Genomic DNA, 14,602 nt, shown 5'->3' with positions numbered 1-14,602 from the left:
AATCACCAACCACCAGCCACGAGTCACGAGTCACTAACCACCATCATTCCCATTCAATTGTTCCTGGTGGTTTTGAGGTTATGTCATAAACAACCCTGTTAACTCCTTTGACTTCGTTGATTATCCTATTTGAAAGTCTTTCAAGTAATTCGTATGGAAGTCTAACCCAGTCAGCTGTCATTCCATCAACACTATGAACTGCCCTTATGGCAATAACATAATCATAAGTTCTTTCATCGCCCATAACTCCAACTGTTCTAACAGGCAAAATAACAGCAAAGGACTGCCAGACTTTTTTATACCATCCAGAATTTTTAATTTCTTCAAGAACAATTTTATCAGCCTGCCTTAGTATTTCAAGTTTTTCTTTTGTTACCTCTCCAATGCATCTTATCGCAAGACCCGGTCCAGGGAAAGGATGTCTATAAAGAATTTCATCGGGTATTCCAAGCTCCTTTCCTAAAGCCCTCACTTCATCTTTAAACAATTCCCTAAGAGGTTCAATAAGCTTAAGCTTCATTCTCTTTAAAAGTCCACCAACATTGTGATGACTCTTAATTGTTGCTGAAGGTCCTTTAAAAGATACGCTTTCAATTACATCAGGATAAAGTGTACCTTGAGCAAGGAATTTTACGCCTTCAATCTTTTTTGCCTCTTCTTCAAATATCTTTATAAACTCTCCGCCGATTATCTTTCTCTTTTTTTCAGGGTCTTTGACTCCTTTGAGTTTATGAAGAAATCTATCAGTGGCATCAACAACTTTCAAATTTATATGAAAATTTTCTCTCAGCATTTTTTCAACCTTTTCCCTCTCTCCAGCTCTGAGAACTCCGTTGTCAACAAAAATACATGTAAGATTATCTCCAATTGCCTTATGAACAAGAACTGCCGTAACAGTAGAATCAACTCCTCCGCTTAGCGCACATACTACTTTAGAGTCTCCAACTTTTTTTCTTATCTCTTCTATTTGCTGCTCTGCAAAGGAGTGCATGTTCCATGTAGGCTTGCAACCACAGATTTTTATGACAAAGTTTTTCAAAATCTTTTTGCCTTCCTCAGTATGGGCAACTTCTGGATGGAATTGGAGGGCATAAATTTTTTTATCCCTATTAGCCAGTGCTGCATAAGGAGAGTTCTCAGTATGAGCAAGTCTTATAAAGCCTTCAGGCATGGCATCAATTTTATCTGCATGGCTCATCCAAACAACTGTTTCTACAGATACACCTTCAAAAAGGTCCTCAAAGTCATCAATTTTTAGGATTGCTTTTCCGTATTCCCTTTTTTCAGCCTTTGAAACCTTGCCTCCAAGAAGATATGTTATAAGCTGCATGCCATAGCATATTCCAAGAATAGGAATACCAAGAGCAAAAATTTCTTTGTCAATCTTTGGTGAGCCCTCTTCAAAAACACTCGCAGGACCACCTGAAAGAATAATGCCCTTAGGTTTTCTTTTTTTTATCTCAGAAAAAGGAGCAGTGCATGGAACTATTTCAGAGTAAACCTTAAGCTCCCTTACTCTTCTTGCAATAAGCTGGGTGTATTGTGAACCAAAATCTATTACTAAAATTTCATCCATTATTTACTCCTCCTAAAAATACTAAAACCTTTTGAAAAATAAACACTTTTTACTGTTATTGCGAGTTAAGCGTGGCATCAAAAAAGATGAGATTGCTTCGGATGATAGCGCACCCTTGCAATGACGAAGAAAGAGAATACATCGCGATGTCAAAAAGGATGTCATTGCGAGCCTGCCGTCAGGCAGGCGTGGCAATCTCTGACATTGCTTCGCCACATCTATTTGCTCGCAGTGACTTTTGTCTATTTCTATCCTTAGGTCCTTCAGCATTAACGATTAATCCTCTATCCAGTAGTTTGGTGCTTCCCTTGTGATTGTAACATCGTGAACATGGCTTTCTCTTAGCCCTGCATTTGTGATTCTGATAAATCTTGCCTTTTGACGAAGCTCTTCAAGATTTCTGCATCCACAGTAGCCCATTCCAGATTTAAGTCCTCCAACTAACTGATGAACACTTTTGGCAAGTGGACCTCTGTATGGCACTCTTCCTTCAATGCCTTCTGGAACGAGTTTATCTGAGGAAACTCCCTCTTGTTTATATCTGTCACGGGAGCCTTCCTGCATTGCTCCGAGCGAACCCATGCCTCTGTATGTTTTGTAAGTTCTGCCCTGATAAAGAATTATTTCTCCGGGTGCCTCGTCCGTGCCAGCAAAAAGACTTCCAATCATAACACAGTGAGCACCAGCGGCAAGGGCTTTAGTTATATCGCCTGAATACTTAATTCCTCCATCAGCGATTAGGGGAATATTGTATTTTGATGTGACAGAGTAACACTCCATTATTGCGGTCAGTTGTGGAACTCCTGCTCCTGCAACAATTCTTGTTGTACAGATTGAGCCAGGTCCTATTCCGATTTTTACAGCATCTGCACCTGCCTCAATCAGTTCCTCTGCAGCCTCTTTGGTAGCAATGTTGCCAACAACTACATCAACATCAAATCTTCTTTTTAGTTCTTTGAGAGTTTCAATAACACTCTTGCTATGTCCGTGTGCTGTATCTATTACTATGGCATCAACACCAGCTTTAACGAGAAGTTCTGCTCTATAAATAGATGCCTCACCAACTCCAACAGCAGCAGCAACTCTAAGTCTGCCAAGACTGTCTTTGCATGCATTGGGATATTTTTTTCTCTTTTCTATGTCTTTTATTGTGATTAAACCTTTGAGATTAAAATCATCGTCAACAATTGGTAGTTTCTCAATTTTGTATTTATGTAAAATCTCCTGAGCCTCTTCAAGACTTATTCCTTCCTTTGCAGTGATAAGTCTTTCTTTGGTCATAACCTCTTCAACTTTTTTTGTAAAATCTCTTTCAAATTTTAAATCTCTGTTTGTTATAATCCCAACAAGTTTTCCATTTACAGTAACCGGAACACCAGAAATTCTGTATCTTTCCATTAGAGCTAATGCTTCTGAAATTGGTGCATCAGGAGAAATCGTAATTGGGTCAATAATCATACCACTTTCAGATTTTTTTACTTTATCCACCTCAAGTGCCTGCTTCTCCGGTGGCATATTTCTGTGAATAACACCAATACCGCCTTCTCTTGAAATCGCAATAGCAAGATTTGCCTCTGTGACTGTGTCCATTGCTGCAGATACAAGGGGAATATTTAACTTTATGTTTGGGGTAAAGTATGTTGAAACATCTACCTCTGACGGAACAACATCTGATTTTGAAGGTACAAGCAAAACATCATCAAAGGTTAATCCCAATGGAATTTCACTTTCTCTCATGGCTACTCCTTTATGCTATAATTATTTTAGTTGCGCCTGTAGCTCAGGGGACAGAGCATGGGGCTCCGGACCCCAAGGTCGGAGGTTCAAATCCTCTCAGGCGCGTTATACATTTGTCAATAAATGTCCTAACTTCTCCTTCTTAGTTTTCAAATAGCATTGATTTTTATCATTCGGCTTAATTTCAATTGGAACTCTTTCTATGACCTTCAATCCATATCCCTCAAGACCAACAATTTTGCGAGGATTATTGGTCATTAATTTCATTTTTCTTATGCCAAGGTCAACCAAGATTTGAGCACCAATTCCATAGTCCCTTAAGTCTGGTTTAAAGCCAAGTTTTATGTTAGCTTCAACTGTATCATATCCCTTTTCCTGTAGTTCGTATGCCTTAAGTTTATTAAGCAATCCTATGCCTCTACCTTCCTGTCGCATATAAAGAAGAACACCTTTACCTGCCTCTTCTATCATTTCAAGTGCTCTGTGAAGCTGTGAGCCACAGTCACATCTCTTGGAGAGAAATACATCTCCTGTAAGACATTCAGAATGGACTCTTACAAGCACCTCATCGTTTGGCTTTATTTCGCCCTTGACAAGGGCAAGATGAACTTTATCATCAATAAGCGTTGTATATGCTATTGCTTTGAATTCACCATAGTCAGTTGGTAGTTGTACTGTAGCAACTCTTCTTACAAGTGTTTCATTTCGCATTCGGTATCTTATTAAATCCTTTATGGTTGTAATTTTTAATCCCTGATTTTTGGCAAATTCCATTAGTTGGGGCACTCTTGCCATTGTTCCGTCTTCGTTCATTATTTCACATATAACACCCGCTGGATAAAGTCCTGCAATACGAGCAAGGTCAACTGCTGCCTCTGTATGACCAGCTCTTTTGAGAACTCCTCCTCTTTGGGACCTGAGAGGAAATACATGTCCGGGTTTAACAAGGTCCTCTGGCTTGGTTTTTGGGTCTATTGCTGTAAGAATTGTTAGAGCTCTGTCATAGGCTGATATTCCTGTAGTAACTCCTCGCCTTGCTTCTATTGAAACAGTAAATGCTGTTTGATGGGGTGATTCATTGATATCTACCATCATGGGTAGTTTAAGCTCTTCAACTCGCTCAGGAGTAAGTGCAAGACAAATAAGTCCTCTTGCATGTTTAGCCATAAAATTTATTGCCTCTGGAGTTACTTTTTCAGCTGCTATAAACAAATCTCCTTCATTTTCTCTATCCTCATCATCAACAATAATAATCATTTTGCCTTCGCGGACATCATCAAGAACTTCTTCTATTGTATTAAATTTATACTCCTGCTTTTTGCTACCCATTTTATCCTCCTGTTATTTTCCCTAAAAATTTAATTAGGCTGAATAGTATAATATATCAAAACCATTGAATATTTTTCCAAAATTTAAATAGTTCCTAAGTTGAGCCATTTTTTATAAAACCTTTTTTAATCTGAGATTGCGAATATGCTTAAATAATTTTTTTGAGATTGCTTCGGGTGCTAACGCACCCTCGCAATGACGAGGAAGGTAGGAGCCTGTCGCGAGCTGAAGGCGTGGCGACCTATCGCAATGACGGTGTGGTAGAGATTGCTTCGGGTGCTGTTGCACTCTTGCAATTACGAAAATGGATCATCATCGCCTCACCATTTATTTTTTCTCGTCATTGCGAGCCTCACTGATTATTTTTTTTGTCATTGCGAGCGAAGCGAAGCAATCTCGTCCCTTGTTGAAAGAAAAAGGCAAGACTTCCTCGCTTTGCTCCACATGACGGATGGTGGAGATTGGTTCGGGACTAAGGTCCCTCTCAATGACAGAAAGAGGGACGAGATTGCTACGTATGCTAAGCCTGTCACGAGCCGAAGCTCAGCTCCAAATTTTAAAATCAATGGGTTACAATTTTTAGATTAGCCTACAAAGTTCTCTCGCACTTTCGTAAGTTCTGAATACCTTTTCCTCAACTCCTAATATTCTCAATACCTTCTTCTGTTCCTCATTAAGTTTGCTCATAATCTTTATTTTCACTCTCTCTATCTCAAACCCTGCTATCCCTATCTCATAAAATTTTTCAAAACATATCTTGAGACTGTTGCCCTCGCAGAAGTTAAAATAAAATTGTGTATGGTGAAAACAATGTAATTGATGTTCTATCAAAAATATGCATAAGATGATTATGAAAAAAATAGACCCAGCAGTAATTATTTCAATACTGAGAAAAGAGGTTTTTGAGGAATTTGAAAAATCAATTTTGAGATACTTGAATAATAGAATTGATTGTCCGCACAAATATACTTGAGGAGGCTATTTTAACGATGAAAATTCTTCAAATTCCAAACATTTTTAACCAGAATGGTGAATTTATTATTGGCTCTGAACTTACTGACTCCCATGCTTGTTATATGATTTATGGAGTTCTTAAGCCCAGAGAAAAGGAAAGAATAATAAAACCGGGAAAAGGTCATGAAGAAATCGTCTTAATACTTAAAGGAAAAGTTAAGGTTACAGGTGTTTGGGAAGGAATTTTGAAAGAAGGAGAGGCATTTCATATAGTTGAGGAGGAGAGCTGTTATTTTGAAAACATTGCAGAGACTGAAACAGTCTACATAATTGCTGGTGGACATTCAGAGAAAGGACATTCCCATTGAGATGAAAACAGTTTTAATCACAGGCGCAACAGGTTTTGTTGGAAGAAGACTTCTATACAGCCTTCTTGATGAAAAAATAAAAATAAGGCTTCTGGTAAGAAATAAAAACAAGTTAGAGCCTAAAATAGCCCAAAAATGCGAAATATTTGAGGGAGATACATTCAACACCGCTGTTTTAGAAAATTCTCTCCAAAATGTTGATGTTGCGGTTTATCTTATTCATATGATGGGAAAAGATAAGGATTACGAAGAAAAAGAAAGGCAGAGTGCTGAGAATTTCAGGAAATGTTGTGAAAAGGCTTCAGTGAAGCAGATTGTTTACTTGGGAGGTCTTGGAGAGCTTAAAGATGCAAGTCCTCATCTTAGGAGCCGTTACATTACAGGTGAAATCTTAAGTGCAAATTCTGAAAAGGTAAAAACTGCATGGTTTAGGGCTGGAGTGATAATAGGTTCAGGTAGTGCAAGCTTTGAGATAATTAGGAATCTTGTTGAAAAACTTCCAGTTATGATTACTCCAAGATGGGTTAAAACTCCAACCTGTCCGATTTACATTGATGATGTAATTAAATACCTCAAGTCTGCAATTTTAAGTGATAATCCAATTCATGACAAAATTGATATTGGCATGGAAGCAATGACTTTTAAGGAGATGCTTTTGGAGACAGCATCTGTTTTGGGGCTAAAGAGACTAATAATTGATGTTCCTGTGTTATCACCCAAACTTTCGTCTTATTGGCTTGTGCTTTTTACTCCAGTTAATTTTGATTTGGCAAGGGAACTTGTATTAGGTCTTAAATCTAAAACAGTAAAAACCAATGATAATGCAAAAAAGTACTTTCCAGATATAAAAGTTGTAAGTTTTAAAGAAGCCATCAAAAGGGCAATTGAAGAAATAGAGAAAAATCAGGTAATAAGCAGATGGTGTGACAGCTCAAAAGGCATAGTTTGCGATGTTCCACATGTTCCAGAAATATCAAAGGCAGTTTATAAAGATGCCTATATAAAGAAAATTCCCAAAGAAAAGGCAAATGAAATCTTTGAGATTTGCAAAAACTTAGGTGGACAAAAAGGCTGGTATGCCCTTAATTTTTTATGGGCAATAAGGGGTCTGATTGACAAACTTGTTGGAGGATATGGAATTAACAGAGGCAGGCGACCTGCTCGTGAATTGAGAGTCGGTGATGTAATTGATTTCTGGAAAGTTATAGATATTGTTGAAGGTAAAAGACTTCTTCTTGAGGCTCAGATGAAGCTACCTGGCAAAGCATGGCTTGAATTTTCAATAGATGAAGACATTTTTATGCAAACCGCCTATTTTTATCCAAAGGGCTTATGGGGAAGAGTTTATTGGAACATTCTTTTACCATTTCATAAGATAATTTTTAAAATGATGATTGAAAAGATAGTTAGTCAAGTTAAATAAATAAATCTATAATTGGTGTTTTAGTTTAAGCTTTTCCTTGACTTTTATAATATTCGTAATTGTCGCATTAACAGGTGCTGAAATTCCAGCCTCTTTTGCAAGTCTTACAATTGCGCCATTTAGGGCATCTATTTCCGTTTTCTTTCCCCCTTGAATATCATAATACATTGAAGGAAAATGTTTTGCAGTAGGAGGAACAAGATTTTTATAAAAATGTTCAATATATTGCTCAGCATCCTTCCAATTGAGTTTTATTTTGTGGACAGCTGCAACTTCAAAGATTTCCTTAATAATTTGGTTCATTATCGCTTTAGTTTCTTCATTTTCTGCTAAAGTTCCGTAACTGCATTCAAGAATTGCTCCAAGAGGGTTTAAAGCAGAGTTATAGAGTATTTTATCCCATAAAATTGCATATACATCCTGAGATACTCTTGTAGGAATTCCAGATTTATTAAAAATTTTAGCAATTTCATTTAATTTTTCATTTGAAATCAATTGCTCAGGTTGACCAATAACAACATCATCCGCAAAAACTGTAACTTCAGCAAATCCAGGCTCTAAAACTTTAGCTCCGAATATTACTCTTGAAAGAATAACTCTTTCTTTCCCTATTATTGAGCTGGCTATTTCGTAATTTCCATATCCATTCTGTGCAAGAAGAACAAGAGTTTTTTCTCCAAGCAAAGGTCTAATTTGATTTATTGCTTTTTCAGTATCATATGCCTTTACTGCAATGATTATAAAGTCTAAATCTTTAAGTTGAATGTCATCAATATGAGTAAAGAGTCCATCTAATAGAGCTTCTTTATTCCCAAAAAGACCAGTTATTCTCAAAGGTTTATTTTTAAGTTTTTCAATGTATTTCTCTTTTGTCAATCCAAAGACAGTCTGTCCTGTTGTTTTAAGGCATGTTGCAAAAACTATTCCTAAAGCTCCAAGTCCGCAAACTAATATTTTCATAGAAAACTCCTGTTGTCCTTTTGTCCTCCAGAAGGATTGACTGGTCCAGTGGGTTGAGGCGACTGACTCGCATCTTGTTCTGGTTGTTTTGAAGGATTAAAGTCTGTTGCAGGCTCTCCTGCAAGTGCTTCTTTCATAAACTGAGCCCAAATAGGAGCAGAGACTCTTCCGCCTGCCTCTCCCCTCCCAAGACTTTTCCTCATATCATCATAACCAACCCATACTCCTGCTACAAGTTGTGGGGTATAGCCAACAAACCATGCATCCCTAAATTCATTGCTTGTCCCGGTTTTTCCTGCAGCAGGTCTTCCAATATTTGCCCTTGCTCCTGTTCCATATGAAATTACATCTTTTAACATATCAGTAATCGTATAAGCAACCTCAGGGGATATTGCGTCTTCCAACTGCGGGTCATTTTGTAGCAAAACTTTGCCAGAGGCATCAGTAACATATTTGATTGCAATAGGTTTGACTCTTTTACCTCCATTTGCAAATACTGCAAAGGCTGTTGTCAATTCCATTGGAGACAGACTCATGCTTCCGAGAGCAATTGTGAGATCAGCTGGCATATCAGATTTAATTCCTGCTCTCTTTGCTAAATCCATTATTGAGTTAATACCAATTGTTTCTGCAAGCCTAACTGTTGGGACATTTCTTGAAAATGCAAGTGCTCTTCTTAATGTGATTTCTCCCCAGAATTCTCCGTCATAATTAGACGGTGACCACTCTTTCAATCCAGTTGAGTAACTGATAGGCTCATCAAGAATAGTGTCTTCTGGATTAAATCCCTTTTCAATAGCTGCTGCATAAACAAAAGGTTTAAACGAGCTTCCCGGCTGCCTTTTTGCATAGACTGCTCTATTGAACTCTCCCCTCTGAAAGCTGTATCCACCAACCATTGCTCTTATGTATCCTGTCTGAGGGTCTATAGCAAACAAAGCTCCTTCAATTTCTGGTTCTTGCTCAAGGGAGAATAGAATCTCTTTTCCAACTGATTTGAATTTAACCATAATGACATCACCGGGTTTTAGCACATCTGTCAGTTTGAAGTTTTTCAAAATTTTTACATTACCCGATGAATCAATTACTCTACTTGCCCATTGGGCATCTTGAAGATTTAATTTCCCTTTCACACCTCTTGCCTTAATAACTGCTTGATTGGGAGAGACAGAAAGAACCACTCCCCTTGCAATATCTCCTTGAGAAGGCAGAAATGATAACTTTTCCTCACCTTCTTCGTCTTTTATTGACACTTTTCCAATAGGACCTCTCCAACCCATTCTCTTATCAACATCCCTTAAGCCTTCTTGTAGTGCCTTTTGGGCAGATATCTGGGCTTTAGAATCAAGGGTTGTATAGACTTTTAAATTGCCTTTGTAGATTTTTTCAACATCAAAGCTTTCTTCAAGCTGCTTTCTTACATATTCAAGGAAATAATTGTAGTTTTCGGTGGAGATTCTTAATGAACTTAAATGAATGGACTCAGCTAATGCTCTTTTTTTCTCCTGAGGCGTTATAAATTCCTCCTTTTCCATTCTATCAAGAACAGTTTCCTGTCTTTGCTTTGCTTTAACAAGATCATTATACGGAGAATAAGTATTTGGAGCTCTGATTAGTCCAGCAAGCAAAGCAGCTTCAGGAAGAGTAATTCTGCTTACGGGTTTTCCAAAATATATTCTTGATGCCATCTCAACTCCATATGCTCCGTGTCCAAAGTAAACATTGTTAAGATACAACTCCAGTATTTTTTCCTTTGAAAGCTCTTTTTCTATTTTCATGGCAAGATAGGCTTCTTTAACCTTTCTTGTTAGTGTTTTTTCTGGAGTAAGAAACATAATTTTTGCAAGCTGTTGAGTTATTGTGCTTCCGCCTTCTTTAAGTTGCATGTGCAAAATATCTGTAATTAAAGCTCTTCCAATGCCAATATAATCAATTCCTCTATGCTTCCAAAAGCGAGAGTCCTCAACAGCAACAACAGCATCTATGAGATGTTTGGGTATTTGCTTTAAAGGAATATAGATACCTTTTTGAATTTTAAACTCACCGATTAATGTCCCGTCATCGGCATAAACCTTTGTTCCCTCAGGAATTTTTATTTTTCCAAAATCTTTTATTGAAGGCACATCCCTAAAAATTGCAAAACCTGCACCAGCAACAAAAGCTATAATAAGTATGACAATCAGCAGAATTAATTTAATCTTCATAAGTTTTATTATAGCATGATTTACATAATTGTCCTCAGAAATGGGTTGATTTAAATTTTATTGGAAACGCTTTTTCTCTTCATTACGAGAGAGCGCAACACATTGGCTCAAGAGAGGCTCTCCTCCAAGTTATTGCAAGCCTCGCCGATTTTTTCCCTCATAGCGAGCATCCGGAGGATGAGACGCAATCTATTCACTCAATCTATGGAGAAAAACGAGATTGCTTCGCTTCGCTCGCAATGTTCCGTGTTAATTTGTCAAGTATTTTTTTCCATTCATTGCAATTTCTTCATTGTATGGTATCCCACTTTTTAAAACTCCATATACCTGCCTTATTAGTTTATGGGCTACTGCTATCAATGCCTGCATCTTGCTCTTGCCCCTTTGTATCATCCTCTCATACAATGCTTTGCATGCCTTATTATATCTCATCGCTGACATCGCTGCCATATACAATATCTTCCTTATATATGCACTCCCCTTCTTCTGTATCCTCCCCTTTTTCTTTACACTCTTGCCCGATTCATATACTCTCGGGCTTATCCCTATATAACTGCCTACTGCCTTTACTCTGTCAAAATTTTCAAAACATCCAAACATTGATACTGCTATGCATGCTGTCCTCTTGCCAACTCCAGGCACACTCTCCGCTAACTTTATCTGTTTCTCATAACTGGCCTACCGCCAATTCTTCCAATTCCTTCTCCATCTTCTGTATTGTTTCCTCTGCATTTTTTATGAGCTCGTTAAAATTTTCTATTACTGTATCTACCATTATCGGTTCATATCTTAATGCTTCTCTTTGATTCTTTAAACAATTAAGATGTTTCTGAATCTTCGCAAGGCAAGTTAATAGTATCTTAATCTTCCGCTGGGGTTCAGCCATTGGCTTAAATAATCTTATCTCTTCGCAAATCTCCACACTCTCAGCTATCACTGCAGAGTCTATTTTGTCTGTCTTCGCTCTATTAAACTTTGCATCCGCAAGTTTCTTTGTCTGCAGCGGATTCAAAATTGCTACCTTATACCCTTGCTCATATAAGTCATGGGCTAATTTTAAATGATAAACCCCTGTATGTTCCATAACAACCAGTATATCCTCTTTACAGCAGTCAGGTAGCTCCTTTTTCAAAGCCTTATGCAACTGCTCTGCATGATTCTTTAGATTGAAAGAAGCTCTTTTACCTTTACCTCTTTCCCTAATTGTTACTGCTATGGTATCCTTTGCCACATCTACTCCAACTATGAACTTCTCTTTTGTCATTTCTCTTCCTCCATTTGATTTTTTTGTTTTTCTTCCCTTATCCTATCATCGTGGGAACTCATTCAGGCTGTCTGAGCCTAATGTTCCGTTCAGGCTTAAGGGAAGGGAGAAGGTGGTGGACAACATTGCGAACGGTCTTTAAGACCTATGACAAATCGTCCTTGCCCACCTTCTTTCTTCCTGTTATTTTAACTTATCCCTGTTTAGTGTCCATATATTTATCATACGATGACGAAGGAAGGGGTCATTGCGAGCCTGCCAACAGGCAGGTGTGGCAATCAGAGATTGCTTCGCTTCGCTCGCAATGACGGAGAAGGAGAATCCTTGCAATGACAGGCAAAAGGCTCGCTCTTCTGATGATGAAAAAAATTAACTATATGGCTCGCTATAAGAAGCGGGAGAATTCATTGTAATGGTAAATTAGAGGAATTTCCATGCAATGACAACCTAACAAATGTTTTCCTATAAAAAATCACTAAATTTAAGTTATAATAATTATAAAAGCACTCAATGGAGGTGTAGTATGAAGAAGTACAAATGCAGTGTATGTGGATATGTTTATGATCCAGCCAATGGAGACCCAGACAATGGAGTAGCTCCTGGAACACCGTTTGAAAATTTACCAGACTCATGGTCATGTCCTGTATGTGGTGCTACAAAGGATATGTTTGAACCAGCTGAATAGCAAATCGGAGGCTTTTTATGAAATCAGTAGAGCTTGCTTTAAAAATGGAAACGGATGCGATAAAATTTTACACCGAAGCCGCCGAGAAAGTTTCTCATCCAGCGGGAAAACAGATGTTTCTTACTATCGCAGAGGACGAAAAAAATCATATTAAGATGATTGAAGAAGTTTTGAAAGGGCTTGAACTGACCGTAAGAGAAGCTCAGCCTATTAAGACCATAAAAACAATTTTTGAAACAATGAAAGACAAGATGATGGAAAGAATATCCGCATCTGAAGATGATTTGGAAGCCTTTAAAATCGCTATGGAAATGGAAAAGCAGGGAATGGAATTCTATAAAAATGTCGTAAATGAAGTGCAGACTGAAAAGGAAAAAAGGCTTTTTGAAAGGTTAATAATTGAAGAGGAACAGCATTACAAAATATTCTCAGAGACCTATAATTTTCTAAAGGATACTGGCAACTGGTTCATGTGGAAAGAGTTTTCAATTGTTGAGGGATAAAACGGAGGGCTTAGCCCTCCTTTTTTTATTTAATTCCAAGCACATCTCCCATATCATAAAGACCTGCTGGTTTACCATAAAGCCAAATGGCTGCCTTGATTGCACCCCTTGCAAATGTATCCCTGCTTGATGCTTTATGAGTTATTTCAATTCTTTCTCCCAATCCACCGAATATAACTGTATGTTCTCCAACAATATCCCCAGCTCTCACAGTCTGAATTCCTATTTCCTTTTTAGTTCTCTCTCCAACAATTCCTTGCCTTGCATACACAGCAACTTCATCAAAATTTCTACCCAATGCCTCTGCTATAACCTTGCCCATTTTTATTGCTGTTCCGCTTGGTGCATCCTTTTTCATTCTGTGATGGGCTTCAACTATCTCAATGTCATAATCATCTCCCAATATCCTTGCAACATCCTTTAAAACTTTAAACAAAAGATTAACGCCAATACTCATGTTTGGAGAAAGAACAATAGGAATTTTCTCAGCTGCTTTACTTATTTGTGAAAGTTGTTCATTGTTAAAACCAGTAGTTCCTATTACCATCGCTTTTTTATTTTTCTTCACAATTTCCAAGTGAGAGAGTGTTGCTTCAGGATTTGTGAAATGAATAACAATGTCAGTATCATCAATTACTTTTTTAATATTATCAGTAATTTTAACCCCAAGTTCTCCAACTCCTGCAACTAAACCAGCGTCTAAGCCAAGCTTTGGATTGTTACTTGCTTCTACAGCTCCAACAAGTTTCAAGTTGTCATATTCCCTTGAAAGGGCAATAATTCTACTGCCCATTCTTCCTGTTGCGCCACAAACTGTCAATTTTATCATCTTTGTCCTCCTCATTTATATTGATTTCTTCGTCTATTTCTTCTACTTTAATAGAGTATTTTTCATGAACCCAATTCCATAGGTCTATTATTTTACAATTTTTTGAACAAAAAGGCATCCACTGGTTATTTTCAGCATCAAAAAGTTTACCACATACAGGACATTTCATTTTCATTATTATCTCACCTAATAATATTTTTAAAGCCTCCCTAATTTCACACTTTTTAAGCAAAATATTAATTTGTTGGATTGAATAATGTCAAGTTATTTTAAGCTTTTTGACCCAAAAATGAATATTTCTTGCCGTCATTGCGAGCCTGTACTTATATTTTTTCTGTCATTACGAGGCAGACCGATTCCATATTTCTTGTCATTGCAATCCTCACCGATTATTTTTTCTGTCATTGCGAGCCTCACCGAAGGTGAGGCGTGGCAATCTCTCCGTTATACAAAAAGGCTAAAAGGCGAGATTGCTTCGGGACTTCGTCCCTCGCAATGACCGAAAAGATAATACCTCGCCAATGACGATGGGGGCGTCACAATGATGAGGAAAGAGAATCCTCGCAATTACGAAAAGAGGATAGCCATACAATGACGAAAAGGAGAAAGTCCTCGCGATGATGAAAAGGAGGTTATTGCGAGCCTGTCATACAGCCGTGGCAATCTCATGAAAAGAAGTCATTGCGAGCGAAACGAAGCAATCTCGCCTTTTACTTTTCACTTCTTACGTTTTACGAATTTTAAGAGACTGATTCGCCTCCTTCGGAGGC

At 37.8% G+C, this 14,602-nt stretch carries 15 protein-coding genes, 1 tRNA gene and 1 pseudogene; 6 read left to right on the top strand and 11 right to left on the bottom strand.

Annotated elements, in window-relative coordinates; genetic code table 11:
• Window positions 1-43: 43 nt before the first annotated feature.
• From guaA to guaB, 3 genes and pseudogenes are all read right to left on the bottom strand, one after another.
• Window positions 44-1,576, bottom strand: a complete 1,533-nt coding sequence (gene guaA / locus ACYQ3P_RS03335) for a glutamine-hydrolyzing GMP synthase (RefSeq protein WP_460176533.1) — start codon at window positions 1,574-1,576, stop codon at window positions 44-46.
• Between the two features lie 77 nt (window positions 1,577-1,653).
• A pseudogene (locus tag ACYQ3P_RS03330) lies at window positions 1,654-1,713 on the bottom strand (erythromycin resistance leader peptide); the annotation flags it as partial.
• 139 nt (window positions 1,714-1,852) lie between these two features.
• Entirely contained in the window at window positions 1,853-3,313 is a 1,461-nt protein-coding gene (gene guaB / locus ACYQ3P_RS03325; RefSeq protein WP_460176532.1) for an IMP dehydrogenase, read from the bottom strand.
• Window positions 3,314-3,345: 32 nt separating this feature from the next.
• On the opposite strand from guaB, the gene ACYQ3P_RS03320 reads away from it, so the two are divergent.
• Window positions 3,346-3,418: transfer RNA gene (locus ACYQ3P_RS03320), tRNA-Arg, on the top strand.
• Here ACYQ3P_RS03320 and ACYQ3P_RS03315 read toward each other — a convergent pair.
• Both ACYQ3P_RS03315 and ACYQ3P_RS03310 read right to left on the bottom strand, forming a co-directional pair.
• Window positions 3,419-4,642, bottom strand: coding sequence for a bifunctional 3,4-dihydroxy-2-butanone-4-phosphate synthase/GTP cyclohydrolase II (locus ACYQ3P_RS03315; RefSeq protein ID WP_460176531.1), 1,224 nt, complete (start codon window positions 4,640-4,642; stop codon window positions 3,419-3,421).
• Between the two features lie 579 nt (window positions 4,643-5,221).
• On the bottom strand, window positions 5,222-5,473 hold the full coding sequence (locus ACYQ3P_RS03310; protein ID WP_460176530.1) for a hypothetical protein: 252 nt from the start codon (window positions 5,471-5,473) through the stop codon (window positions 5,222-5,224).
• Window positions 5,474-5,477: 4 nt separating this feature from the next.
• Between ACYQ3P_RS03310 and ACYQ3P_RS03305 the strand changes: the two genes are divergently transcribed.
• From ACYQ3P_RS03305 to ACYQ3P_RS03295, 3 genes are read left to right on the top strand one after another with little or no spacing between them, the layout of a single operon-like run.
• Window positions 5,478-5,615 carry a hypothetical protein gene (locus ACYQ3P_RS03305; protein ID WP_460176529.1) on the top strand — a complete coding sequence of 46 codons (138 nt, stop codon included), beginning with the start codon at window positions 5,478-5,480 and terminating at the stop codon, window positions 5,613-5,615.
• Between the two features lie 16 nt (window positions 5,616-5,631).
• The gene (locus ACYQ3P_RS03300) at window positions 5,632-5,964 is read left to right on the top strand and encodes a hypothetical protein (protein ID WP_460176528.1); all 333 of its coding nucleotides are present in this window, start codon (window positions 5,632-5,634) and stop codon (window positions 5,962-5,964) included.
• Window positions 5,933-7,387 carry an SDR family oxidoreductase gene (locus ACYQ3P_RS03295; protein WP_460176527.1) on the top strand — a complete coding sequence of 485 codons (1,455 nt, stop codon included), beginning with the start codon at window positions 5,933-5,935 and terminating at the stop codon, window positions 7,385-7,387. The genes ACYQ3P_RS03300 and ACYQ3P_RS03295 overlap by 32 nt, the downstream gene beginning before the upstream one ends.
• A 6-nt stretch (window positions 7,388-7,393) precedes the next feature.
• Here ACYQ3P_RS03295 and ACYQ3P_RS03290 read toward each other — a convergent pair whose 3' ends face one another.
• The 4 genes from ACYQ3P_RS03290 to ACYQ3P_RS03275 all read right to left on the bottom strand — a co-directional run bounded on the left by ACYQ3P_RS03290 (window position 7,394) and on the right by ACYQ3P_RS03275 (window position 11,815).
• Window positions 7,394-8,347 carry a ketopantoate reductase family protein gene (locus ACYQ3P_RS03290; protein ID WP_460176526.1) on the bottom strand — a complete coding sequence of 318 codons (954 nt, stop codon included), beginning with the start codon at window positions 8,345-8,347 and terminating at the stop codon, window positions 7,394-7,396.
• Window positions 8,344-10,551 carry a penicillin-binding protein 1A gene (locus tag ACYQ3P_RS03285; protein WP_460176525.1) on the bottom strand — a complete coding sequence of 736 codons (2,208 nt, stop codon included), beginning with the start codon at window positions 10,549-10,551 and terminating at the stop codon, window positions 8,344-8,346. The genes ACYQ3P_RS03290 and ACYQ3P_RS03285 overlap by 4 nt, the downstream gene beginning before the upstream one ends.
• Window positions 10,552-10,800: 249 nt before the next feature.
• A complete protein-coding gene (locus ACYQ3P_RS03280; protein ID WP_460176524.1) occupies window positions 10,801-11,193 on the bottom strand; it encodes a transposase in 393 nt (130 codons plus the stop codon).
• A 25-nt stretch (window positions 11,194-11,218) separates the two neighbouring features.
• Window positions 11,219-11,815 (bottom strand): IS110 family transposase, encoded by a 597-nt coding sequence (locus ACYQ3P_RS03275; RefSeq protein ID WP_460176523.1) that lies wholly within the window; start codon window positions 11,813-11,815, stop codon window positions 11,219-11,221.
• A gap of 523 nt (window positions 11,816-12,338) precedes the next feature.
• On the opposite strand from ACYQ3P_RS03275, the gene rd reads away from it, so the two are divergent.
• A complete protein-coding gene (gene rd / locus ACYQ3P_RS03270) occupies window positions 12,339-12,500 on the top strand; it encodes a rubredoxin (protein WP_460176522.1) in 162 nt (53 codons plus the stop codon).
• A gap of 17 nt (window positions 12,501-12,517) precedes the next feature.
• The gene (locus tag ACYQ3P_RS03265; RefSeq protein ID WP_460176521.1) at window positions 12,518-13,003 is read left to right on the top strand and encodes a ferritin family protein; all 486 of its coding nucleotides are present in this window, start codon (window positions 12,518-12,520) and stop codon (window positions 13,001-13,003) included.
• Window positions 13,004-13,028: 25 nt separating this feature from the next.
• Here the strand turns inward: ACYQ3P_RS03265 and dapB are convergent, their stop codons facing one another.
• Window positions 13,029-13,832: a 4-hydroxy-tetrahydrodipicolinate reductase gene (gene dapB / locus ACYQ3P_RS03260; protein WP_460176520.1), complete on the bottom strand. Its 804-nt coding sequence runs from the start codon at window positions 13,830-13,832 to the stop codon at window positions 13,029-13,031.
• On the bottom strand, window positions 13,786-14,064 hold the full coding sequence (locus tag ACYQ3P_RS03255; RefSeq protein WP_460176519.1) for a DNA gyrase inhibitor YacG: 279 nt from the start codon (window positions 14,062-14,064) through the stop codon (window positions 13,786-13,788). Before ACYQ3P_RS03255 ends, dapB begins: the two co-directional genes overlap by 47 nt.
• Window positions 14,065-14,602: the final 538 nt, after the last annotated feature.

The sequence above is a fragment of the Thermodesulfovibrio hydrogeniphilus genome, from assembly GCF_054657355.1.
Note: the sequence above shows the minus strand (reverse complement) of the source record. Positions and strands in the feature narration are given on the sequence as shown.